Consider the following 22,760-nt stretch of genomic DNA (forward strand, 5'->3'; position numbering starts at 1 on the left):
TCATCGGGGACAACCATGGCAAAGCGCACGACGCGGGCTTCCTGCTCGACCTCATCTACCGACACCGTCACCATTCACGACCAGCAGCTTCACCGCGGCGCGGGCGGCGAGCTGCATCAGATCGCGGAGGATGGCGCCGACGTCCTGACCACGTCGCAGGGCGGGCCGGTCGCCGACGACCAGAACTCGCTTCGAGTCGGCCCGCGAGGTCCGCTTCTGGTCGACGACTTTCATTTTCGCGAGAAGATATTCCACTTCGACCACGAGCGCATTCCGGAACGCGTGGTGCATGCGCGTGGCTATGGCGCCCACGGTTTCTTCGAGACCTACGAAACCTTGTCGGACGTCACGCGCGCCGACATCTTCCAGCGACCAGGCGAGAAGACGCCCGTGTTCGTGCGCTTCTCAACCGTCGCAGGCAACAAGGGTTCCGCCGACCTGGCGCGCGACGTTCGCGGCTTTGCCGTCAAGTTCTACACGCAGGAAGGCAACTGGGACCTCGTCGGAAACAACATCCCGGTCTTCTTTATCCAGGATGCGATCAAATTCCCCGACATGGTGCACGCTGCCAAACAGGAACCTGACCGGGCCTTCCCGCAGGCGCAGACCGCCCACGACAATTTCTGGGATTTTATCAGCCTGACGCCGGAAAGCATGAACATGGTCATGTGGATTATGTCCGACAGGACGATCCCTCGCTCCTTTCGTTTCATGGAAGGCTTCGGCGTCCACACCTTCCGGTTTGTCAACGAAAAGGACGAATCCACGTTCGTCAAGTTCCACTGGAAGCCGAAGCTCGGCCTGCAGTCCGTCGCATGGAACGAAGCGGTCAAGATCAACGGGGCCGATCCCGACTTCCATCGCCGCGATCTCTGGCAGTCGATCCAGTCCGGCAACTTCCCGGAATGGGAGCTGTGCGTGCAGCTCTTCGATCAGGAGTTTGCCGACAATTTCGACTTCGACGTGCTCGATCCGACGAAGATTATCCCTGAGGAAATCCTGCCCGTGAAGCCGATCGGCCGTCTCGTGCTCGACCGCATGCCGGACAACTTCTTCGCGGAGACCGAGCAGGTCGCATTCATGACCCAGAATGTGCCGCCGGGCATCGGCTTCAGCAACGACCCCCTGCTTCAGGGCCGCAACTTCTCCTACCTCGACACGCAGCTAAAGCGCCTTGGCGGTCCGAACTTTACGCACCTTCCCATCAACGCACCGAAGTGTCCCTTCCACAATTTTCAGCAGGACGGGCACATGGCGATGCGCAACCCGGCCGGCCGGGTGAACTACCAGCCGAACTCCTTTGGTGAAGGTCCGCGCGAATCTCCGTCGAGAGGCTATCGCCACTTCCCTGCCGAGGAGAACGGTTCGAAGGTGCGGCTGCGCCCGGAGAGCTTCGCCGACCATTACAGCCAGGCTCGCCAGTTCTTTCTCAGCCAGACGCCGCCGGAGCAGCGGCACATCGCCATGGCGCTGACCTTCGAACTGAGCAAGGTGGAAACGGTCGCCATCCGGGAGCGGATGATCTCCCATCTCCTGAACATTGACGAGACGCTCGCGACCACTGTCGCGCAGAAGCTCGGGATCCAGACGATGCCGAAAGCAGCGGACGCCGCCATGCCGACGCGCCAGGATCTCGAGCCCTCTCCTGCCCTCAGCATCGTCGAGCGTGGTCCGAAGCGGTTCGAGGGCCGCAAGCTTGGTGTGCTCGTCACCGACGGGGTCGATGCGAAGCTCTTGAAGGGGCTGAAGACCGCTATCGAAAAGGAGAAGGCTCTAGTCGAGCTGATCGCGCCGAAGGTCGGCGGCGTGACCGCGTCCGACGGCTCCTGGATCGAGGCCCAGCATATGATCGACGGTGGTCCGTCGGTGCTGTTCGACGCCGTTGCCGTCCTCGCCTCGCCCGCCGCGATCGAGGATCTGGTAAAGGAGGCGACCGCGCGGGACTTCGTCGCGGATGCATTCCAGCACTGCAAGTTCATCGGCTACGACGAGAGCGCCTTCCCGCTGCTCGTCAAAGCCGGGATCACCGATGTCCTCGACGAGGGCATGATCATCCTTCCCGGCGAAGAAGGACTTGCCGCCTTCGTGTCTGAGCTCGGCAAGCTTCGGGTCTGGGGGCGCGAACCCGCGCTCAAGCTCGGCAAGGCGTCTCCGCCGGTGAAGTGAACATGAGGCGAGGACCCCGTGTCCGCCCCCCTCCGTCGAAGGAGTGAGGAACGTGAGACCTCTTCCAGTGTTGTCGTTCCACGGAGCGGCAACACACCGGAAGAAGCTAACACAGGAGATAGATCAATGATGAGTGGACCTATGAAAGCGCTGCTGGGAGCGCTCGCCGTGGCAGGCTACCAGAACCGTGACAAGATCGCGGAGGTGCTGCGCGGGCTTCAGAACCGGCAGCCTCAAAGCGGCGACGCCTCTCGCCCGACCGATAAGGCGGACGGCGGCCTGGGTGGTCTCTTTGGGGGACAAGGCGGCCTTGGAGACCTACTCGGGGGCCTGACGACCGGCGGCATCCTCAGCGGCGGCCTGGGCGACCTTCTGAAGACGTTTCAGCAGAACGGCCACGGCGACAAGGCAGATACGTGGGTCCAGCCGGGACCGAACGCTCCCATTGAGCGAGGACAGCTCTCGGAGGCTCTCGGCCCGGACGTCCTCGACGAACTCACGGCCAAGACGGGCCTGTCTCGCGAGGACATCCTCGATCGGTTGACGCGCGATCTGCCGAAGGCCGTGGACGACCTTACGCCCGATGGCAAAGTGCCGAGCGAAGAAGACGACTTCCTTCGCTCGGCCAGCGCGCTGTCGACGGGCAAGACCGCATGAACTCTACCTCTCGAACGGAGAACACGATGTCCGAACCGAACAATTCGCCAGCCGTCCAGTTGATGCGCGAGGAGCAGGAGCGGCAGCGCTCCGCAGCGAGCGCCGGCACCCTCGATAAGGGGCTAGAGGCCACCTTCCCTGGTTCCGATCCCGTGTCTGCAACGATCACCTCGATCCCGGCGGGCCGAGCGGAGACCGCAGACGCAGGTTCCCCAGCGCGCGCCGCGGAACTTGCAGAGGATCGGGACTACCCACGCGTCGACGCCGCACTGGAGAGCCAGTCGCAAATTGACTCTGAGGTTCTCGATGCCGGGGAGGAAGTCCGCGCTTTGCGTCGGGACGTCGCCCGACTGAGGGAAAACCTGCTTGAAATCGCCGAGGGCGGTGTCGAACTGATGAAGGCGGAAGCCCGATCCGCAGTTCGCGACGCTGAGAGCCGCATTCGGGAGCGTCCGCTAACAGCCGTAAGTATTGCCGCGCTATTGGGTTATGTCTGGGGGCTGACCCGCTAGACCCGGCGTTAGCTCAATTCACTGGCCCTCGCGGCTTCCCTTGCTGGCTTCGGCGCCCATCAGCGTCATTGTCAATCGGCGTCGTAACGGGGGGTCTGACGCAATTTCGATGACATCAGGGTGCTCCGACGATACGTGCCTCAAGCAAATCCAGTTTCCCGCGCCCGTACATCTGGCGCTTGATGAGTTTGCTTGGTGATGTGGCCCTCTGTCGGGCCGTTCGACCAAATTGAAGTGATTGCATTTTGAACCGCTGCTCTATCGCGGATAACGCCGTTCGCGAATGGAGAGATTAAGCTTGCTGCGGCGCAGTTGATCCATGTGTCCAGATCATCTTTAGACTTGCGCCGCAGCATTTCGTGGAAGCTCTCCACAACATTTCTTGCGTCGACAAGGTCTGGTAGCTGCTCCTCAATCGCTGCGACCATCATCGTCTGCGCCTTGGTCAAATTGTTGCGCTCAAGGGTCATCAGGCGGACGATGGTGCGTGCTGCTGGCGCGTGACCGAGCCCGTTCTCGGCCTTTTCGGCCCTTCTTCGTCGTGTTGCCCATTCCGTGACGACGCGGAGACCGCCGCCAAAACCAGCCAGCCAAGCTGCCGCCCAAGGTTCAGCGCCGTTTCGTAATCCGGCATCCCATTGCGCTTCGAGCCACGGGAGGTGTGGTTCGAGCGAAGTTTGCCGGACTCGGAAGATGTCGGTCCTTTGACCACGGATGACACTGCGAACGAGCTTACGACTATGTCCTGTTCTGCGCACGATTTCCTTGATGGACACGCCATCGCCGACGAGCCCACGAATGACAGAGTTAGTCTCTTCACGCCGTAGATAGCCCTCATATTGCAAACGCTCGGCGGCAGTCAGAAGCTTAGGGCTTACGGTTGCTGTTCCAACTGCCAGGCGCACCTGCCGCATCGACTTGCGAACGGCGTCAAGAAAGGCGTGGCTAGCATTTTCCATGAGATGCCAGCGGTCGACGACCTGTTCGGCCTGTGGCAGGGCTTGCGCAGCGGCCTGTGCACATCCGCCGCCGCGGTCTCTTGCGACGATTTTGATTTGCGGCTGCTCAACCAGCCAGGCCTTTGCGGTCGAGGATTCTCGGTCGGGCAACAACGCGATCGTCTTTCGCCGTTCCAGATCGCAGATAATCGTGCCATATCGGTGATTGCTACGCCACGCCCAGTCATCAATGCCGATAACGCTTGGCGGCGGTGGTGGTGGGCGATCATATCGGCGAACGGTTCGAAGCTGCGTGTCATTGCTAACCGGTAACCCGAGACGATCTGCGAACCGTGCTGCTGGCCGACCACCCAATGCCAAAGCGAGATGGTAAACTAAGGTCTCTAGGCGTGCCGTGCGGCGGGCCATCGGTCGGATCACGCCATCACCGAAACGCTCGGCGAAAATCTTTCGGCGACAATGGACGACATTGCAGACGAAGCGTCGGACCGTCAGATGCAATTCGATCCTTCGGCCCGCACACGGCAGATCGGCGATCATCCGAGGATAGCGGCTATGAACGCGATGGGAGGTCGTACCGCATTCGGGACACTTGCAACCTGGGGAATGACCGTATGCGGCGATGACCATCGCATCGGATGTGTGGTGCACTGACTTGACGTCAGCTCGGCTGGGATCAGATCGGAAAGCCGAAACTGGGCTCGCATGGCGCTGGTTCTCCGTGAAAAACCAGGCCAGTGGAATCTAAAACATCATCAAGATTGAGTCAGACCCCTTACTCCATGCCTAATCACAACCTGGCAGAGATGCATGGTTCACTTCATGCGCAATGCCTTGGTCCAAGCCGGAAAGAGCGGACGTCGCGTCGTGTCCGCCTTCATTGCCACGGCATTTGCTCAGGACACGCCAGCGGCGGCGAGCACCCAATGGCGCAGTGTCGCCGACCAGATCAGGCCGAAGGTTCCGAAACTCGCTACGCTGATGGATAGTGCCGAACAGGATGTCCTCGCTTACATGACCTTTCCCAAGCAGCACTGGGCAAAGCTTCAGTCGACAAATCTGATCGAGCGTCGCACGGCGAGATCAAGTAACGAAATCCATCCCCATCCGCGCTCAAAATGGCTTCCCCTCGGCAGTTCATCAGGGCTAAATCAAACTGGCATGTCCGCCGAAACGGGCACTCCAAGACTACAATGGCTCGGGAAACGCTTCCCGTCGCACTCAAAAAAGTGAGGCCCGCCGATCTCGTTGGAGATTAATCGAGCGGGCCTCGCGCCGCTGCGGAATTGGAACACCGACGGCAATGTTTCAATTCGCTAAAAAACCAAACGTTCCTGGGCACAGGTGAGAACAAAAAAGCCCGTCACCTGGCGGGTGACGAGCTCACGCTTAGGCGCTATTCGCAACGCCGCTGCATTCTATGATGCCTGTTCTTGGCATTCGTGTCGTTGGAATAGAAGATAGCGCAGATAGGTTGCGCGAAGCTTACGTTTCAACTGTAACTTATAGTCTTCAAAAAGAATGAGGCCCGACGCTCCTCGTAAGCGCCGGGCATCTATGCCGCTACCCGTTGGAAAGATGCGACGGTTCAAGGCTAACCCCGCCGGCAATACCGGCAACCTTAAAAAACACGACAGGAGAACAGGGCGACTGTACGCGAGGGGAGCGGGAGGCTTGTGCCACCGGCCATTTTTGGGGCCGCTTTGCTCAACGCTGTGGCCATAATGTAAGGCTGATTCCCTCCGATCTACGTGAAGCCGTTTGTCAAACGTCAGAAGAACGACACAGCCGATGCAGCGGCGATCGAGGCTGCACAACGAGCGAACATGCATTATGTCGAGGTCAAGGGCTGAACATCAAGCCCGAGCGGTGGCGTTTCGAACGCACCAGTGCTTCGTGCGCCATCGTACCGAGCTCATCAATGCGCTGCGTGGACATCTTGGCGAATTCGGGATCATCGTTGTTCAAGGACCCGCCAATCTCACTGCGGTAGTGGGAATTCTGGCCGATGAGACAAATGATCTTCCTACTGGAGTTAGAGAGATGGGCCAGCTTTACCTGGATCAGATCAGGCTGCTGACCGAGAAAATCGACGGGCTGATGCTGAAACTTCGAGAAGCGATCAAAGCGAATGAAGATATGCGTCGACTTTGCACTGCTCCCGGCGTCGGATCCGTGACCGTCGGCGCGATCCTCGCATTTGCTCCAGATCTTCGCGCATTTAAGAGCGGCCGGAATTTTGCTGCCTGGCTTGGCCTTGTGCCCAGGCAGCACTCTACGGGAGGCAAGACCCGACTGGGTGGTGTCAGCAAGATGGGGCAATCCGTTGGTAGGGTTCGCATGTCCAATTCCGGTATGCTGATCGATAGAGGGTTGAAGAACACCGGCGAATCCTGCATTGCAATGAGTACGTGCCCAGAAGTCACGTCGCTGCAGGGTCGGCCAGTCTTCGGGCTGTCCGACCCTCCATTGAGCCAACGCCCTTGCAATATTTCTTTTCGGGTGCAAAAGAGTGCTGCCACCTGTCTTGTTTTCCTTGATCCTTTTGATGATGGTCGCCCTGTTTGTCATGATTGGCGCCGTCATTGGGCGGGATGCGGGATGGATTGATCTTACCGGCGCCCATGATTCCACGATTAGTCGCGACTATGTCTTGCGACCCTTCTCTTCGGATGGAAAATAGCATCAAAAGGCGTCAGCCCTCCGTTCTCAAATAGACGATAACCGCCGGTTTCTGCGCCCCGTCAAGCAGGCGGTTGAAGCATGGCACGCCAACCTATTGTTCTCCGTCACGAGCGCGCAGCATCCGGCTAACTCGGCAGATATTCCGCGATTTTCAAGAGGAAGGAACATCCGGGTTACATTATTTGCCCTGACGTGCGTGGCCCCCAACCATTTCGACGCCTTGCAGGAGACAGGGTGGGGTGGAAATGCTATGAGACGCCCCGCACCCGAAAACTTGTAGAACCAATCAAATGCAGCAGTTTTCGGACACCTAAAGCGTTCGGGACTTTCCTAGGTTCAGGACTCGTTGATCAGAGCCAGAAGATAACGGTTTCAGCGAGAGCGGTGGCGGAGAGGAAGACCATTGGGCATCTGTCGTAGCGGGTAGCGACACGCCGCGAGTCTTTGAGACGCCCGAACATGATCTCGATCCGGTTGCGCCGTTTGTACCGGCGTTTACGGTATTTGATGGCTTTGTTGCAGGACTTCCGACCCGGAATGCAGGAGATGATCCCCTTCGCCTGTAAAGCGTCACGATACCAGTCGGCATCATAGCACGGTCGGCCAGTAGCCATTTGGCCTTGGGAAGTTCATCAAGCAAGGCGGCGGCACCGGTGTAATCGCTGTCCTGACCGGCCGTTATGAAGAAAATGATCGGGCGACCAATCGCATCCGTTATGGCATGAAGCTTGGTGTTCATGCCGCCTTTCGTGCGCCCAGGCGGCCTGAGCCCCCTTTTTTACCCGCAGGCTGGAAGCCGTGCGGTGGGCCTTGAGATAGGTCGCGTCGATCATGATGTTCATGCGCTCTGCAGCCTCGGGCACAGCCAAGCATTCCATCATCTGGAGAAAGATGCCCTTGTCACCCCAACGTTTCCAGCGGTTATAAAGCGTCTTGGAAGGGCCATATTCCTTTGGCGCATCGCACCACCTGGGCCGTTGCGGTTGACGAAAATGATGCCGCTCAGAACGCGTCGATCATCGACGCGCTGGCGACCATCGCTCTTGGGGAAGTACGGCTGAAGACGAGCCATTTGCCCTCCTCCGCCCCCTCGGAACAAAACCTGGAATAATTGATTTTGCTTGTTGAGATAGTGGGCGGTGCTCCTGTTTTCGGCTGGGCAGTTGAGCGCCTCTCTCTGTCCTGCCCACGCCTCATTCCATCAGGGACGGCAGGCTGATTATTTACGGGGATACCCATGGCCAACGACAAGCTTTCGACCTACAGGCAGAAACGCGATTTTCAGAAGACGCAGGAGCCAAGCGGAAAAACGAAGCTGAAAGCTTCAAACCGCCGGCGCTTTGTCATCCAGAAGCATGACGCCACGCGGCTCCATTATGACCTGCGCCTCGAACTCGACGGCGTCTTCAAGTCCTGGGCTGTGACCAAGGGACCGTCTCTCGATCCCCAGGACAAGCGTCTGGCCGTGGAGGTGGAAGACCACCCGCTGGACTATGGTGACTTCGAAGGCACGATTCCCAAAGGCCAGTATGGCGGCGGCACGGTCATGCTCTGGGACCGCGGCTACTGGGAGCCGGAAGGCAACAGGACGCCCGAGCAGGCTCTCGCCAAGGGCGACTTCAAGTTTACCCTTGAAGGGGAGCGGCTGCATGGCAGCTTCGTGCTGGTGCGGATGCGCAATGACCGTGACGGGGGCAAACGGACGAACTGGCTGCTGATCAAGCATCGCGACGACTTCTCGGTCGATGAAAACGGCGCCGCCATCCTTGACGAAAACAACACGTCGGTTGCCTCGGGCAGAACCATGGCCGCCATCGCCGCCGGTAAAGGAAAGAAACCAAAACCGTTCATGGTGCAGAGCGGCGATGTGCAGGCCGACGCCGTCTGGGACAGCAATTGTTGGTTTCCGCGCAGAAGTGAGCCGGTGGGGGTGCGGACGAAAACTTGGACCAAATTTTTCACTTGACCAGCTCATTACATCAACTTGCGCGCCCCTTGAGCACGTCCGACATGTAGCTGGCCGCACACCACCTTACATCAGCACGTTTGGCAGGAATGTGATGATTGGCGGCACCAGCGTGAAGAGCAGCAGAAGACCGACAAGGACTGCGAGAAACGGCAGGAATTCCTTTGAGAAATCCTCGATGGAGCATTTGGTGATTGAGCAGACCGTGAACATCACCGTGCCGATGGGCGGCGTGACCGAGCCGATGGCCGTGTTGAAGACCAGCACGACGCCGAGATGAACGGGGTCGATGCCGAGACTGGTCGCCACATCGAGCAGAAACGGGCCCAGGATGATGATGATCGCCAATCCCTCGAAAATCGTACCGAGAACAAGCAGCGCGATGTTGATGACGATCAGAACGACATATTTGTTTTCCGAAATGCCGAGCAGTTGCGACACCAGCATCTGCGGCAGTTGTTCCAGGCTGAGGATCAGCGAGAAGACCGAGGCGGAAGCGACGATGAACATGACGCCCGCCGTCGTTAGCGCCGATTCACGAAGCAGGTCGTAGCTGTCGGAAAAGGACAGGCCCTTGTAGATGACGGCGCCGACGAAAAATGCGTAGAGCGCGGCGAATGCACCGAGTTCCGTCGGCGTGAAAAAGCCGGTCCTCAGACCAAACAGCAAGAGAACCGGCATGGCCAGCGCCCAGAGTGCTGCATGACCCTTGGTCCAGATTTCACGCGGTCTTGCACGTTCCGTTCTCGCCTGCGTGTGCCCATGGCGGCGTGCGCACCAGCGCACGGTCAGCATCAACGCGGCGGCGATGAAGAAGGCTGGAATGACGCCGCCCATGAACAGGCGCCCTATCGAGGTATCGGTCAGGAGACCATAAACGATCAATGCGATGGATGGCGGCATGATCGGCGCGATCAGGGCTGATGCGGCGCTGACCACCGAACCATAGGCGTTGGTATAGCCGTGCTGACGCATCACCGGCACGATGGTTCGCGCATCGATGGCGGCATCCGCATTGGCGGAACCGGACATGGCACCCATGAACAGCGAGTTCACCACGGCGATCTGCGCCAGCCCGCCCTTCCAGTGACCGACGAGCGTTTCGGCAAAGCCGTAAAGCCGGTCGGCAATGCCGCCGCGCGCCATGGCGCAACCGGCCACCACGAACAATGGCACGGCCAGCAGCGGGAAGGATTCGAGCGCCGAACCCATGCGCTGCGCGACGATGCTCGCCATCATCGGGTTCTGGAAGAAATAGATCATCGAGGCGCCGAGCATGACGAAACCGACCGGCAGCCCGAGCAGCAGCAGAACGACGAAGGCGATAGCGGTCAGGGTCATTGGAAATTCTTCTCCCCACGCAGGCGGGCAACGATATCAAGAAGGCGCACGATGATGATCATGATCATGCCGGCGGCAATGAAGGCCGCGATGATCCATTTCGGCCAACCGAGCGCCAGAAACGTCGTGAAGCGGGCGGTGGAGATCTGTGCATAGGCGGCCCGCACAACGGCGGCGGCGATCAGGATCGTCAACAGATCGGCGGCAACCATCGCGGCCATCTGCAAGCGCGGCGGCAACCGCTCCACGACGGTGGCGATGCCGAACATCTGGTCGGACATGCAGGCGCCCGCAAGACCGAACCAGACCGTGACCGCCATCATCACGACCGCGAGATCGTGTGCCCAGGGAATGGGGGCTTGAAAGAAATTGCGGGCGATGACATCCGCGAAAACCACGAGGACGATCGCTCCGGTCGTCACCGCCGGAAGCGCGACGCCGAAAAGGCGGATCAGACTACGCATTGAACGCTCCCAAAATCCGTGGGTGGCGGCGAAGGCGTGCAAGCGCCTCCGCCCTTCCTTCAGATTACCAACCGGCCCTTTACTTGGCCACCGCCGCCGCGCGAACCTGTTCGAAGAGACCCGCAGGCCACTTCGGGAAGCTCGTATAGTATCCGGCCGTGGCCTTGCGATAGGCCTCGATGTCGGCGGTGTGGAAGGTCACGCCCTGTGCTTCGAACGCCGTGCGGATTTCGCCTTCGAGCTTGGCCGACAGCTTCGTCAGGTCCTGACCGCCGGTTTTGAACTCTTCCATCAGAATGGCGCGGTCGCCGTCGCTCAGCTTCGCGTAAACCGCCTCGCTCATCACCCATCCGGTGAAGAGATTGAAGTGACCGGTCAGCGTGATGTGCTTGACGACTTCCTGCCAGCCCGAGGCACGAAGGCCGGTCAGCGGGCTTTCTGCAGCCGTGACAACACCCTGGGAAAGCGCCGAATAGACTTCGCCCGCTTCGACAGTGGTGGCGACGACGCCGAGAGGCTGGAAGGTCTTCAGCCAGCTTTCGACGGGGGGAACACGCATCTTGACGCCCTTGAGGTCCGTCGGCGCCGGATAGCCCTTGTCGCCGATCATATGGCGCGGACCGTCAAACCAGTTCAGCGCCACAGGGCGAATGCCTGCGTCCTTCGCAAGACGGTCGTAGAAGCCCTGCATCAGTGGGGAAAACGCAATGTTTTCGGCTTCATCCGTGCTGGAAACCATGAAGGGGCCTTCAACGACGGAAAGCTCCGGCACGCCGAACGTCGACAGGAACGAGGCGGAGGTGAAGGTCATGACGGGTTGACCCTGGCTCGCCTGCTCGATGGAGTCGGTCGTGCTGCCAAGCTGGCCCGAGGGAAGCCCTGGAACGAGACACGGCCTTCGGTCCGCGTCTTGACGCGTTCGGCTGCGGCCATCGCACCCTTGTAGGATTCGCTGGTCGGCGCGTTGACGGTCGCGATGCGTATCGTCACGTTCTCGGCGACGGCCGGGGCCGACAGGAGAGCCGATGCAAGGAACAGTCCGCCAGCGATTGCACCGCGGCGCGTCGTCTTCAAAGTGGTCATGTTGCCCCTCCTCTGATCAGGGTTTGTTGTTGTCATTGTATCTCGAACCAGTGCAGGTCTTGCGCTGGCAGGCATGACGCCAGGCCCTTCCCTGGGCATGGCGTTCCAGCGCACGTTTCAGGCATCCACCGGACTGGGGGCCGGTTTCGTCGTGCGATAGATTTCATCAATTGTCATGGCGGTCGAAATATCGACGTCCATGGGACTTTCATGGCCGAAGCCGCCCTTGGCGAGGCAGGTGAGGGCAGCCGTCTGCGCGGCAGCGGCGAGGGCTTCCTCCGGCGCTTCCGCGCGCAGAAGTCCGACCAGCGTGCGCGCAATGAAGCTATCACCTGCTCCGAGCGTATCGACCGGCGCGACAATGGCAGCGGGTACAACGCTCAGCCCGCAGGCACCGAGCAGTAACGCACCACGGTCGCCGAGCGTCACCAGAACCCAATGCGCGCCAGCATCACGGGTGAATTCAGCAAGCGCGAGGGCATCGTCGCGCCCGAGATCACCACCGGAAAAGGCGGCAAGAAAGCAATGCTTCGCCAGCGGTGCGATGTGAGCCCTGTCGCGGATCGTCGCAAAATCGTAGGAAACGCGCGTCAGCCCGGCGATCAACGGTATCCACGCATCGATATGGCTCGAACGGCCGGTATGCAGCGCGTCGACTTGGCGGGCGAACTCAAGATCGGCCGTCTCGGGCGCGATAATCGAAACACCGAGATTGGCCCCTGCGAACACACGGTCGCCATCCTGAAGCTCAATCACGCAGTAGGCGGTCGCGCCCGGCAGAAAGCGGAGGCGTGAAACGTCAACCCCTTCTCTGGCCAGCGCATCGCGGATCGCACGTCCGGCTGCGTCGTCGGCAACGGCTCCGGCATAGGCGGAGCGTGCACCGGCACGACGGGCAAACGCTGCGAGATTGACGCAGTTTCCACCCGGATACATGACCTTTTCGTCACTGTAGCAATCGACGACGTTGTCGCCGAACGCCAGAACGAATGGTTCGTTTGTCATGCTCGTTCCCATCCCTCTTGCTCATTTAAGAGAACGTTCGCACAATTGTTTCAAGCCTGTCAATTGCGCTTGACACGTCCCGGCAAAAAAATAATACGTATTATAACGTCATATCGAGAAAGGCTTTAAAATGACCTTGCCATCCACTTTCGACAAAGGGGTGCTTGCAGCCCTTGGTGCCCTTGACGCGAGCGCAATCCACCACGTCTTCTTCGTTGCCTGCGGCGGTTCGCTTTCCATCATGCATCCTGCAAAATTCCTGCTGGATCAGCATGCGGCGATTGCTTCGGATGTCTATAACGCTGCCGAATTCGTTGCCCGCGCACCAAAACTGCTCGGTCCCGGCTCGCTGGTTATCCTGTGCTCGATGACCGGCACGACGAAGGAAACGACGGCCGCCGCCGAATTCGCCCGTGCAAAGGGTGCAACCACGATCGGCCTGACGGTCGAGCCGGGTTCGCCGCTCGCAAATGCTTGCGATCATGTCGTCGGCTTCGAGGCCCCCTACACGACCGGCGTTCCGATCGATGCCGTTAACAGCAACTATTCCCGCATCTACCAGCTTGTCATGGGCGTCGTCGCGCTCACCGGCGGCGAAAACCTGACTGAGCCGTTGATCAAAAGCCTCGCCGCGCTTCAGGTCGCAATCGACAAGGCACAGCTCGTCTTCGCGCCGCTTTTCGATGATTACGCCCCGCGTTTTGCCAAAGAGAACGTCGTCTACACCGTCGCCAGCGGCGCCAGCTACGGCGCAGCCTATTCCTTCTCCATCTGCGTGCTGATGGAAATGCAGTGGATCAACAGCCAGGCGATCCATGCGAACGAGTTCTTCCATGGTCCGTTCGAGGTGCTCGACAAGGACCGCGCCTTTATTCTCATGAAGGGGCTGGACAGCACCCGTGCGCTTGAAGACCGGGCGGACACCTTCCTCCACCGCTTCGGCTCGGCGGAGAAGATTCTTGTTCTCGATGCTGAAAAGCTCGATCTCGACGGTATCGATCCGCAATTCCGTGGCAATGTCGTCCCGCTCATTTTCTTCGACACCCTTTGGCGTTTCGCTTACAAGATCGCCGAACTGCGCAAGCACGAAATGCTGGAAGCGCGACGCTACATGAAGAAGATCTCCTACTGACACGGATGGCTGATGGACGAGCATGAACAGCTGATACCGCTCTATGAGCGGGTGCGACGTGCAATTCTGGCGGATATCGAATCCGGCGTTCTTGGCGAAGGCGGGTTCCTGCCCGCCGAGCCTGAACTTTGCGCGGCGCATGGTGTCAGCCGTATCACGCTCCGCCGCGCGATCTCGGAGCTTTGTGCCGAGGGACACCTCGTTCGGCAACAAGGCAGAGGCACGCTCGTCGCACCGCGCAAGGTTCGCCAGACGCTGGTGACCCTTTCCGGCTTCACGGAAACGATGAGCGGCCTTGGTCGCAGGAGCAGCCATAGCATTCTGTCTTTCGGGATAGACGACAATGCCGCCGCCGCTGGCGGACGCCTTGCGGCGGCACGGCTTGCCCGCTTCGAGCGCGTGCTCGAAGTGGATGGCCGTCCCATGACGCTGGAGACGCTGTGGTTCGATGCCGAACGACTGGAAGGCGCTATCCAGCCTGTTCGCGACGGCGGTTCCTTCTTCACTACGCTGCGCGAGCGCATGCACATCCAGCCAGCCGGTGCCGAGCGACAGTTCGATGTCGGTTTCGCCACCCGCGAGGAAGCGCAGATCCTCGCCATTCCATCCTCGCAACCCGTCTACCGGATCGAGAAGACCGTTTTCGAGGCCGGTGACCGGCCGATTTCCTTCTCGAGACTTGTGACACCTTGCCACCTCGTGACATTCACGATGAGAAGCTGAAAGTTTCCTAATGCTCGTTTTCGATGCCGATGCCGTTCACGCTACCCTTGCCTGGCCCCTGCTGATCGAAGCGCTTCGCATCGCTCACTTGGGCGAAATGCCTGCCTCCGATGTCGTGCTGCAATCCGACCCGCGTGGCAGCGGCAACCAGTTCGTAACATTGCCGGGCTGGATTCCCGGAGGTCTGATCGGCGTGAAAATGGTCGGTGTCTTTCCCGGCAATGCCGAACTTCAACCTCCGCAGCCTTCAGTGCAGGGCCTCGTCGCCGCATTTGACGGTGCGACAGGCGCGCCGCGTATGGTGGCCGACGGGGCGGCCATGACAGCCCGCAAGACGGCCGGTGATTCCGCACTCGGGTCTAGTCTCCTGGCCCGCCATGACGCCCGGACATTGCTCGTGGTCGGAGCAGGTGCCCTTGCCCCTCACGTCGCCCACGCCCATTCGGCGGCGCGTCCGTCGGTCGATCGTATTCTGGTGTGGAACCGCACCCCGGCACGCGCCGAGGCGGTGGTGGCGGGGCTGAAGGCCGATGGGCTGAATGCCGCGGTGGCAACTGATCTCGATCAGGCGGTCAGCGAGGCCGATATCATTTCGTGCGTCACGATGTCGGATACCCCGCTGGTCAAGGGTGCCTTGTTGCGGCCCGGCGCGCATCTCGACCTGATCGGGGCATACATGACGACGCTTCGGGAAGCCGACGACGAAGCCATGCAGCGCGGAACGATTTTCGTCGACACCCGGCGCGGCATGGAAGGTGCCGGCGATCTGGCGCAGCCGGTCGCATCCGGCATTCTCGGCTGGGATGCTGTCACGGCCGATATGTTCGATCTGGCGCAGGCAAGGCATCCGGGCCGGATCTCCGAAGACGAGATCACCATCTACAAGAACGTCGGCGGTGCCCATCTCGATCTATTCACCGTCGCGGCACTTATGGCGACGCACAACGCAACTGCTCCATGATGTGGGTGGGGCCTCACCGGGAGGTCGTTGCCATGGTGGCGGCGATCACAATGGTGCGACAGAGCCGCGTTCAATCAACTCGGCGGGCATAAGCACCGTGCGTGGTGGATAATCCTCGCCGTGAATGCGCTCCAGCAGCATCCGTGCAGCGGCCTCGCCCATGGCGAGGCGCGGCTGTGCAATGGTGGTGATGCCGGGGCGATGAAAGCTCATCCAGTCAAGATCGTCGAAGCAGATGATCGAGAGGTCCTCTGGAATTGAAAGCTTCAACTCGGAGAGCCCTCGCATGGCGCCCTCGGACATAGTGCCGTCCGTCGTGAACAGAGCCGTCGGCGGGTCCGGGACTTTCATCAGCCGGGGAGCGCAGCCTGAGCGGCGCTGGCAGAATAGCCTCCCGCCCGTATCGTCAGGCGTGGGTCCACTGGCAAGCCTTCAATCCGGTGCGCACGGATATAACCAAGAAGGCGCTGCCAACTTGGATAAAGCGTTTCGCTTTCGATCGGATCTCCCGCGACAGCGCGCGCCAGAAACCCGTCCAGTCCGTCGCTCTCCTGATCGACGAGTTCCGCAACAATGCCGATCCGCCGGTGACCGGCGGCAATCAGATAGCGCACGGCCTGTTCGGCAGCGGCGATATTGTCGGTCGCCACGCGGTCCACCATCAGACCGGCGACAGCACGGTCGATCAGAACGAGCGGCACGCCCATGCCCGCAGATTGTGCAGGTGCCGCGCCTTGCGCGTGTCGCTGGGGGTGACGATCAACCCATCCACCTGCTTCTGCGCCAGAAGCTCCACCGAGTGAACCTCCTTGGATTGCGACTCGTCGCTATTGGTGATCAGCAGCCCGAAACCGTTGGCTTCCACGACGTTTGAAATACCGCGCAGAACCGAAGCGTAGAACGGGTTCTGAATATCACCGGCCACGACGCCGATAGTTCGTGTCTTGCCGGTAATGAGGCTGCGCGCCAGCGCATTGGGCCGATAGCCCAGCTTCTGGGCGGCCTTGAGCACCTGTTCTTTCTTGTCGTCACTGGTGTAGCCGTAACCGCCCAGCACGCGCCCCGCGGTCGCCGTGGAAACACCTGCTGCACGTGCGACATCGGTGATCGTCGCCTTGCTTTTAGGAGCCAACTGGCAATTCCTCTCATATTTTGGTCTGCCGGAATGAGAATCTTATCATGTCTGGTCGGAAGAAAACGGTAGCTGTTTTTTGGCTTTAGCAGATCGACAGTGGTTTTCAACGCTCCATAAAGCCGGTCATCTGAAAGATGACGCTTGACGGATGGATATTCGCCGTGCCTCATATGTGAGAACGTTCTCTAAATGATTGCAAGGGGAACCGGAGAACGCAATCGCGGACCCGCCGGGTTTCGCATAACAAGGAGGCTGTCATGTTCAAATCCATTCTGGCCGGGTGTGTCCTGAGCGCATTGACGGCGGTGAGCACATTCGCGGACGTCATTCCCGCTCTGCGCGATGCACTGCCGCAGGAATACAAGGATAATGGTATCAAGGCTGCGGTCTTCAACGACTGGGCGCCCGATGAGTATCTTGATGCCGATGGCCAGCTCAAGGGCTGGAGCGTGGACCTCGCCAAGGAGATGGAAGTACGTCTCGGCGTTCCCTTCACTTTCGAGGGTACAAGCTTCGATGCCATCATTCCGGGGCTTCAGTCCAAGCGTTTCGACGCCGGCTTCTCCTCCTTCGGCACAACCGCCGAGCGGCTGAAGACGCTTGATTTCGTTTCCCAGCGGCGGATCGGCACCTCGTTCGCTTACCCGGCAAACAGCAAGCTCGCCGTCAAGTCCGCCTCCGATGCCTGCGGTCTGACGATAGCGGTTCTGAACGGTTCCTGGATATCGGGCTCCTTGAAAAGCTCAACGCCAATGAATGCAAGGACAAGCCGATCGTCATGCAGATGCACGCCACGCAGGCGCAGGCTGAACTTGCCGTTCGTTCCAATCGCGCCGAAGCCACCGTCGGCGGCTCGGTCAAGCTCAGCTACATGGCGACGCAGACCGGCGATCTGAAGGTTTCGGAACTGGTTCTGTCTCCTGTCAACAGCTGCATCGGCGTGCGCAAGGGCGATCCGCTCGGCCAGGTCCTGACGGACGCGATCCAATCGCTGATCGACGACGGTACTTACGAGAAGATCATGGCCAAGTGGGGTCTGAACGACAGTGGCATGCTGAGCAAGGCGCTGCTGATCACGGAAGAAAACCCGGTTGATCTCTGACGCAGTTTCACCGGCTGCAAAAGCGTATCCCGGCCCGGATTGTCATCCGGGCCGAAGCAGACAGCTCAGGATCGGCAGCAAGGAATAAAGATGTCTGAAAAATCGCCGGAGCGTCCCTCGATCCTCAACTTGAAGCCCATCGCGGTGCCTAAAATAGGCCACTGGATCGGCGGCGTGGCTCTGACCATTCTTGCCATAGTGTTCCTGCAGGTGCTCGTCACCAACAAGAACATGCAGTGGGGCGTGGTCGCCAAATATATGTTCAACCCTGCGATCCTTTCCGGTCTCGGCATGACGTTGCTGCTGACGGTCCTTGCCATGGTGCTCGGTCTTGGGATCGGCATCGTTCTTGCCATCATGCGCCTGTCGACCAGCCGCGTCTTTCAAGCCGTGAGCTGGGGCTGGATCTGGTTCTTCCGCGGTGTGCCGCCGTTGGTTCAGATGATCTTCTGGTACAATCTGGCGCTGCTTTTGCCGGAGATTTCGATCGGCATTCCTTTCGACGGGTCGAAGCTTGTCTCCTGGAACACCAACCAGCTCATCACGCCATTCAGTGCGGCCATCATGGGCCTCGCCTTAACCGAAAGCGCCTATGCCGCCGAAATGATCCGTGCCGGCATACAGGCCGTGAACGCGGGCCAGACGGAAGCTGCCGCAACGCTTGGCATGACGCGTGGCCAGACGCTTCGCCGCATCGTGCTGCCGCAAGCGTTGCGTATCGTTATTCCGCCCATCGGCAACGATACGATCTCGATGCTGAAATTCACGTCGCTCGTCTCCGTGCTGGCATTGCCCGACCTGCTTTATTCCGCCCAGATGGTCTATGCACGCACTTATCAGACTGTGCCGCTGCTGTTGGTCGCGACCATCTGGTATCTCGTCCTGACGACAGTGCTGACGGTTATCGAGCATGCCGTCGAGCACCGCTTGAAGTCCGAACACCGTGCAGGTGCGAAGAAAGCAGGCGGGCTTTTGCCCGCTCGCCTGTTCAAACGTCAGCGGGAGGCTTTGTGATGAAGGACCAGACTAGCGTCGAGCCTCTGCTGAAGGTCGAGAAGCTGCGCAAGAGTTTCGGCACACATGAGGTGTTAAGCGGGATTGATGTCGCGGTCATGCGTGGCGACGTAACCTGCATCGTTGGCCCGTCCGGCTCCGGCAAGAGCACGCTGCTGCGCTGCCTGAACTATCTCGAGAGGCCTACGGGCGGCGCGATCTTCCTGAACGGGGAACCTGTCGGTGTGCGCTGGAAAGGCGACAAGCTCTATGAGATGAGTTTCAACGAGCTTGCCCGTCAACGACAACGTATGGGCATGGTGTTTCAAGGCTTTCACCTCTTCCCACACAAGACCGTGCTTGAAAATGTGATTGAGGCTCCGGTACTGGTCAAGCGCATGTCCCGTGGTGCGGCGGTGGAGGAGGCTATAGTGCTTCTGGATCGCGTCGGCATGAAGGAGCGGGCGGCTTACTATCCCGCCCAACTCTCCGGCGGGCAGCAGCAGCGTGCCGCCATTGCCCGCTCTCTGGCAATGAAGCCAGACGTCATGCTGTTCGATGAGCCGACCTCGGCACTCGATCCGGAGCTTGTCGGCGAGGTTCTTGCTGTAATGCGCCAGCTTGCGGACGATGGCATGACCATGGTCGTCGTCACCCATGAAATGGGTTTTGCGCGAGACGTTGCTGACCACCTGATCTTCATGGATGGGGGAGTGATCGTGGAGCAAGGCCGGCCGGCAGACGTCCTGACGCGCCCGCAGCACGAGCGCACCCAGGCGTTTCTGGCGCGGGTTCTGGCTGCTGCGTAAAGCGCCGAAGCGCCGAAGCGCCGAAGCGCCGAAGCGCATCCGCGACTATGTGGATGCGCTTTGGAAGACCTCGTTGGAATTGACCTGTGGGAATTGAGCGTGACCCAGATGATTTACGACACCGTGGTTGTGGGCGGCGGCATCATTGCCGCCGCAGCCGGCCAGCATCTGGCTGCGGCAGACTATCGCACACTTCTGGTCGAACGCGACTATTATGGTGCGGGCGCTTCCAGCAGGACGTCGCGGTTGCAGCATTGCGGGCTCGGTTATCTTTCCGCCGCCAGCGGATCAATCGCAGCCTCCCTGGCTCGACCGTTTGACGAGATCGAGTGCCTCAGCCTCATGCGCCGCTCGATGCGGGGACAGGCAGAGTTCGTGCGTGTGGCGCCGGAACGGGTAAGGCCCGTAACCTTCATCATTCCGCTGATGCCAGAAAACGCCATTCCGCGATGGAAGGCAAAGCTCGCTTTCCTTTTGATGGCAGCGAGTGACGGAGGCGCGGCGCTGCTCAATTTTAACACCCTTTCGGCCAAAGAGGCACGGACACATCCGGCTCTTCAGGGCATGGCCGGGCTCGAAGACATTCGCGGTACAATGAGTTTCACTGAATACCAGTATCACTGGCCGGAGCGCATCGTGGTCGAGACGGTCATGAAGGCTCGTGCGATCGGCATGGAGGCGTTGAACCATACCGCCGTAACCGGTCTCGCACGCGAGAGCGAACTCTGGCGGATGACGCTGAAGGCCGCTGGCCGGTCGCGCGACGTTCTGGCTCGCGCGGTTGTCAATTGTGCCGGTGTCTGGATCGATGAGATCACGGCTCTGGCCGGTGCACCGCATATCCGCAAAAACACCGGCGAAAAAGGTACGAATATTGTCGCGCGCCTGCCGGAAAGGCTGCGCGGCATAGGTTTCAAGACCGTAACCGCAGCGGGAGCACCGTTCTATCTGCCCCCCTGGGCCAGCTTCATTATATCGGCCCGTGGGATTCGCAATCGGATGGCGGTCTCGAAGGGTTTCGCGCCACCGAAGCGGAAATCGCCACCATACTCGATCAGTTCGACCGCCTGTTTCCAGGTTTCGGATTGAAACGGGAGGATGTCCTCTATGCCTGGGCGGGTGTCAGGCCGCGCAGCCTTGCTCCGGACGGCAAGAGTTCTGTGCCTGCCGTTCGCGAGCACGACCTCACCGATGAAGGCCCGCCGAATGTCTTCACCTTTACCGATGGCCTGCTGATAACCCATCGGGAAGCAGGGCGACGGATCACACGCGCCGTTGCGCGCCGGCTGAAGCCTTCCGGCTCGCCGCGTCCGCCCGACGCCCCATCGCCGCCACTGCCGGATATGGATCAGGTCACCGAAGCGTCGGTGGCTCACGCCGTCATGAACGAACACGCCAGTACACCCGCAGACATCCTCCGAAGCCGCCTTTCCGTCGGCTGGGAACCGGATCTCGGCCGTTGTCATCTGGAAACGGCCGCAGGGCTTGCAGCCCCATCTTGGATGGGGCCCGGAAGAAGTGGCGACGCAAATTGCCGGTTTTAACGAAGAAACGATAACCGAATTCAGATTTCGGACATCTCAATCCGCAACGACGCGGCACACCGAAGCGCAAAGTGAATAGCGACATTCTTGTGAACGACGATCCGTCGCATTGGTATATGGAGAATAGATAATGGCAATTGATGAGCGCAGCATAAGCGTAATGAATTTCCACTACGTGCGGCACACGCTGGACAGATTTCTGGCCGATGTGTGTGATGCCGGGGTCTCGCGCATCGAACTTTGGGCCGCCGCGCCGCATTTCTATATCGGCGATAAAACGCTGGCCGATGCGCGGGCGCTGGGGCAGAAAGCCCGTGGAATAGGTCTTGACATCGTCGCTTTCACGCCGGAGCAATGCATCTACCCGATCAACATCTCTGCGAAAGAACCGGAGTTGCGCGACCGCTCCGTGCGCTATTTTCTGGAGTCGATGGAATTTGCCATCGAATGCGGGGCACCAGCCCTTCTGGTAACGGCAGGCGGTGGCTATCGCGACGAACCCGTGGAGCAGGCACTGGAACGCTGCATCGATTCCATGGGCATTCTTTGCGATCGCGCGCAGAAACTCGGCATCGATCTCTGGATGGAGTCGCTGCCGGATTCATTCGCAAATATCATTCGCTCGGCGCGGGAAATCCGGGAACTGATGGACAAACTCGGGAGCCCCGCGCTTCACGCGGTATACGATGTTGCCGGCGCGATAATGACGCATGAGACGCCCGAGGATTACTTCACCCATCTCGCCGGTCGCGTTGCGCATGTGCACTTTACCGATTCCGACGCTGGTGGTAGCCACCTTGCCTGGGGTGATGGCGTCATCGACCTCGACAAGTTGGTCACCTTTCTGCGGAAAGAGAACTATGACGGGTCTCTGACGGTGGAACTGACCAACTGGAAATATAACGTCGACCCCACCCCGCCGCTAAAGCAATGCGTCGAAGCCATGCGCAAGGCGCTCAGGTCTGCATAGGCGGCTATTCGGCGGTAGACAAACAAGAAACCCGTCACTCAAGCGCCAGCTCCTGATATCTGCTACGGCATTTGAATGTCTATACGTAATGCAAGACGTGAATGTTCGACAGTTACGCTTGTTCTACGCGCACAGCTATCTTGCCTGCAACGACCGTCAAACCGGAGTAGTTTTGGTTGTGAAGTCGGCCCATGATCAGGCTTGTTGATATAATTTGAAGATGTTTTCCGCCTCGATTGTTGATGGCGTTGGCCTTCGTCATTGGCGGTTAGGAGCGCCGCTTCAATCAGGCAAATGATGTTGGGAAGAAAATACTCGCCTTATGCCTATCACTGCTTCTTCGTGAGATAAAGGAGCGTCGAAGAGGGCGGTCATTCTCTTCCCAAATGGGTAATGGATCGTGAAAAACGAGGTCGTTTCGGGGGCGAGCTGGAGGGTAATCACATCCAGCTTTTCCAATCGTCCTGAACGGATACCCGAGCTTTTGGCCCGGAGGACAAGCATCGGATAGGGAAAAGATGACTAATATTATTATCGGTGCAGATATATCGGA

Annotated in this window: 18 protein-coding genes and 5 pseudogenes; 15 read left to right on the plus strand and 8 right to left on the minus strand. The window is 59.6% G+C overall.

The features are described from left to right. The first annotated feature begins 15 nt into the window (after positions 1-15). From katE to G3A56_RS16515, 3 genes are all read left to right on the plus strand, one after another. On the plus strand, positions 16-2,166 hold the full coding sequence (gene katE / locus G3A56_RS16505; protein WP_052821345.1) for a catalase: 2,151 nt from the start codon (positions 16-18) through the stop codon (positions 2,164-2,166). Positions 2,167-2,292: 126 nt separating this feature from the next. Continuing rightward, entirely contained in the window at positions 2,293-2,823 is a 531-nt protein-coding gene (locus tag G3A56_RS16510) for a YidB family protein (RefSeq protein ID WP_052821344.1), read from the plus strand. After that, positions 2,820-3,335: a hypothetical protein gene (locus G3A56_RS16515; RefSeq protein WP_225247032.1), complete on the plus strand. Its 516-nt coding sequence runs from the start codon at positions 2,820-2,822 to the stop codon at positions 3,333-3,335. Before G3A56_RS16510 ends, G3A56_RS16515 begins: the two co-directional genes overlap by 4 nt. 115 nt (positions 3,336-3,450) lie before the next feature. Here G3A56_RS16515 and G3A56_RS16520 read toward each other — a convergent pair. Beyond that, a pseudogene (locus G3A56_RS16520) lies at positions 3,451-5,001 on the minus strand (ISL3 family transposase). A 79-nt stretch (positions 5,002-5,080) separates the two neighbouring features. On the opposite strand from G3A56_RS16520, the pseudogene G3A56_RS16525 reads away from it, so the two are divergent. Next, positions 5,081-5,365: pseudogene (locus tag G3A56_RS16525) on the plus strand (transposase); the annotation flags it as partial. A gap of 1,068 nt (positions 5,366-6,433) precedes the next feature. Further along, positions 6,434-6,904 carry a transposase gene (locus tag G3A56_RS28970; RefSeq protein WP_225339657.1) on the plus strand — a complete coding sequence of 157 codons (471 nt, stop codon included), beginning with the start codon at positions 6,434-6,436 and terminating at the stop codon, positions 6,902-6,904. A 385-nt stretch (positions 6,905-7,289) separates the two neighbouring features. Here the strand turns inward: G3A56_RS28970 and G3A56_RS29645 are convergent, their stop codons facing one another. After that, positions 7,290-7,718, minus strand: a complete 429-nt coding sequence (locus G3A56_RS29645) for a transposase (RefSeq protein WP_425503363.1) — start codon at positions 7,716-7,718, stop codon at positions 7,290-7,292. Between the two features lie 498 nt (positions 7,719-8,216). Between G3A56_RS29645 and G3A56_RS16540 the strand changes: the two are divergent. Beyond that, a pseudogene (locus G3A56_RS16540) lies at positions 8,217-8,876 on the plus strand (DNA polymerase ligase N-terminal domain-containing protein); the annotation flags it as partial. Between the two features lie 135 nt (positions 8,877-9,011). Here G3A56_RS16540 and G3A56_RS16545 read toward each other — a convergent pair. The 5 genes from G3A56_RS16545 to G3A56_RS16560 all read right to left on the minus strand — a co-directional run bounded on the left by G3A56_RS16545 (position 9,012) and on the right by G3A56_RS16560 (position 12,838). Beyond that, positions 9,012-10,286, minus strand: a complete 1,275-nt coding sequence (locus G3A56_RS16545) for a TRAP transporter large permease (RefSeq protein ID WP_052821135.1) — start codon at positions 10,284-10,286, stop codon at positions 9,012-9,014. After that, on the minus strand, positions 10,283-10,750 hold the full coding sequence (locus tag G3A56_RS16550) for a TRAP transporter small permease (RefSeq protein WP_052821136.1): 468 nt from the start codon (positions 10,748-10,750) through the stop codon (positions 10,283-10,285). The genes G3A56_RS16545 and G3A56_RS16550 overlap by 4 nt, the downstream gene beginning before the upstream one ends. A 79-nt stretch (positions 10,751-10,829) precedes the next feature. Beyond that, positions 10,830-11,591, minus strand: coding sequence for a TRAP transporter substrate-binding protein DctP (gene dctP, locus G3A56_RS16555; RefSeq protein ID WP_246231369.1), 762 nt, complete (start codon positions 11,589-11,591; stop codon positions 10,830-10,832). After that, positions 11,558-11,833 (minus strand): type 2 periplasmic-binding domain-containing protein, encoded by a 276-nt coding sequence (locus G3A56_RS28985; RefSeq protein ID WP_246231363.1) that lies wholly within the window; start codon positions 11,831-11,833, stop codon positions 11,558-11,560. The genes dctP and G3A56_RS28985 overlap by 34 nt, the downstream gene beginning before the upstream one ends. 117 nt (positions 11,834-11,950) lie before the next feature. Further along, the gene (locus G3A56_RS16560) at positions 11,951-12,838 is read right to left on the minus strand and encodes a PfkB family carbohydrate kinase (protein WP_052821160.1); all 888 of its coding nucleotides are present in this window, start codon (positions 12,836-12,838) and stop codon (positions 11,951-11,953) included. Between the two features lie 130 nt (positions 12,839-12,968). Here G3A56_RS16560 and G3A56_RS16565 point away from each other — a divergent pair, with 130 nt between their 5' ends. From G3A56_RS16565 to G3A56_RS16575, 3 genes are read left to right on the plus strand one after another with little or no spacing between them, the layout of a single operon-like run. Further along, positions 12,969-13,970 (plus strand): SIS domain-containing protein, encoded by a 1,002-nt coding sequence (locus G3A56_RS16565; protein WP_052821138.1) that lies wholly within the window; start codon positions 12,969-12,971, stop codon positions 13,968-13,970. A 12-nt stretch (positions 13,971-13,982) separates the two neighbouring features. Further along, the gene (locus G3A56_RS16570) at positions 13,983-14,693 is read left to right on the plus strand and encodes a UTRA domain-containing protein (RefSeq protein WP_052821139.1); all 711 of its coding nucleotides are present in this window, start codon (positions 13,983-13,985) and stop codon (positions 14,691-14,693) included. 10 nt (positions 14,694-14,703) lie between these two features. Beyond that, complete coding sequence (locus G3A56_RS16575) at positions 14,704-15,654, plus strand: ornithine cyclodeaminase (RefSeq protein ID WP_052821140.1); 951 nt, start codon at positions 14,704-14,706, stop codon at positions 15,652-15,654. 45 nt (positions 15,655-15,699) lie between these two features. Here G3A56_RS16575 and G3A56_RS16580 read toward each other — a convergent pair. After that, positions 15,700-16,786, minus strand: a pseudogene (locus G3A56_RS16580) (LacI family DNA-binding transcriptional regulator). 260 nt (positions 16,787-17,046) lie between these two features. Between G3A56_RS16580 and G3A56_RS16585 the strand changes: the two are divergent. The 6 genes and pseudogenes from G3A56_RS16585 to G3A56_RS16605 all read left to right on the plus strand — a co-directional run bounded on the left by G3A56_RS16585 (position 17,047) and on the right by G3A56_RS16605 (position 22,207). Then, on the plus strand, positions 17,047-17,685 hold the full coding sequence (locus G3A56_RS16585; protein WP_281357774.1) for a transporter substrate-binding domain-containing protein: 639 nt from the start codon (positions 17,047-17,049) through the stop codon (positions 17,683-17,685). Further along, positions 17,661-17,891, plus strand: coding sequence for a type 2 periplasmic-binding domain-containing protein (locus G3A56_RS29335; RefSeq protein WP_425503364.1), 231 nt, complete (start codon positions 17,661-17,663; stop codon positions 17,889-17,891). The genes G3A56_RS16585 and G3A56_RS29335 overlap by 25 nt, the downstream gene beginning before the upstream one ends. 90 nt (positions 17,892-17,981) lie before the next feature. Then, entirely contained in the window at positions 17,982-18,905 is a 924-nt protein-coding gene (locus tag G3A56_RS16590; RefSeq protein ID WP_164056702.1) for an amino acid ABC transporter permease, read from the plus strand. Then, positions 18,905-19,693 (plus strand): amino acid ABC transporter ATP-binding protein, encoded by a 789-nt coding sequence (locus G3A56_RS16595; RefSeq protein ID WP_164056704.1) that lies wholly within the window; start codon positions 18,905-18,907, stop codon positions 19,691-19,693. Before G3A56_RS16590 ends, G3A56_RS16595 begins: the two co-directional genes overlap by 1 nt. Before the next feature lie 108 nt (positions 19,694-19,801). After that, positions 19,802-21,237: pseudogene (locus G3A56_RS16600) on the plus strand (FAD-dependent oxidoreductase). Positions 21,238-21,367: 130 nt separating this feature from the next. Continuing rightward, entirely contained in the window at positions 21,368-22,207 is an 840-nt protein-coding gene (locus G3A56_RS16605; RefSeq protein WP_164056706.1) for a sugar phosphate isomerase/epimerase family protein, read from the plus strand. Positions 22,208-22,760: the final 553 nt, after the last annotated feature.

The organism is Rhizobium oryzihabitans, assembly GCF_010669145.1.
Classification (GTDB): domain Bacteria; phylum Pseudomonadota; class Alphaproteobacteria; order Rhizobiales; family Rhizobiaceae; genus Agrobacterium; species Agrobacterium oryzihabitans.

Coding starts and splice junctions, on each gene's coding strand:
- G3A56_RS16595 (WP_164056704.1), top strand. CDS start 18,905: ATGAAGGACCAGACTAGCGTCGAGCCTCTGCTGAAGGTCGAGAAGCTG.
- G3A56_RS16560 (WP_052821160.1), bottom strand. CDS start 12,838: ATGACAAACGAACCATTCGTTCTGGCGTTCGGCGACAACGTCGTCGAT.
- G3A56_RS16550 (WP_052821136.1), bottom strand. CDS start 10,750: ATGCGTAGTCTGATCCGCCTTTTCGGCGTCGCGCTTCCGGCGGTGACG.
- G3A56_RS16510 (WP_052821344.1), top strand. CDS start 2,293: ATGATGAGTGGACCTATGAAAGCGCTGCTGGGAGCGCTCGCCGTGGCA.
- G3A56_RS28985 (WP_246231363.1), bottom strand. CDS start 11,833: ATGACCACTTTGAAGACGACGCGCCGCGGTGCAATCGCTGGCGGACTG.
- G3A56_RS16585 (WP_281357774.1), top strand. CDS start 17,047: ATGTTCAAATCCATTCTGGCCGGGTGTGTCCTGAGCGCATTGACGGCG.
- G3A56_RS16515 (WP_225247032.1), top strand. CDS start 2,820: ATGAACTCTACCTCTCGAACGGAGAACACGATGTCCGAACCGAACAAT.
- G3A56_RS29335 (WP_425503364.1), top strand. CDS start 17,661: ATGGCGACGCAGACCGGCGATCTGAAGGTTTCGGAACTGGTTCTGTCT.
- G3A56_RS16570 (WP_052821139.1), top strand. CDS start 13,983: ATGGACGAGCATGAACAGCTGATACCGCTCTATGAGCGGGTGCGACGT.
- G3A56_RS16545 (WP_052821135.1), bottom strand. CDS start 10,286: ATGACCCTGACCGCTATCGCCTTCGTCGTTCTGCTGCTGCTCGGGCTG.
- G3A56_RS16565 (WP_052821138.1), top strand. CDS start 12,969: ATGACCTTGCCATCCACTTTCGACAAAGGGGTGCTTGCAGCCCTTGGT.
- G3A56_RS28970 (WP_225339657.1), top strand. CDS start 6,434: ATGCGTCGACTTTGCACTGCTCCCGGCGTCGGATCCGTGACCGTCGGC.
- G3A56_RS16575 (WP_052821140.1), top strand. CDS start 14,704: ATGCTCGTTTTCGATGCCGATGCCGTTCACGCTACCCTTGCCTGGCCC.
- katE (WP_052821345.1), top strand. CDS start 16: ATGGCAAAGCGCACGACGCGGGCTTCCTGCTCGACCTCATCTACCGAC.
- G3A56_RS29645 (WP_425503363.1), bottom strand. CDS start 7,718: ATGAACACCAAGCTTCATGCCATAACGGATGCGATTGGTCGCCCGATC.
- G3A56_RS16605 (WP_164056706.1), top strand. CDS start 21,368: ATGGCAATTGATGAGCGCAGCATAAGCGTAATGAATTTCCACTACGTG.
- G3A56_RS16590 (WP_164056702.1), top strand. CDS start 17,982: ATGTCTGAAAAATCGCCGGAGCGTCCCTCGATCCTCAACTTGAAGCCC.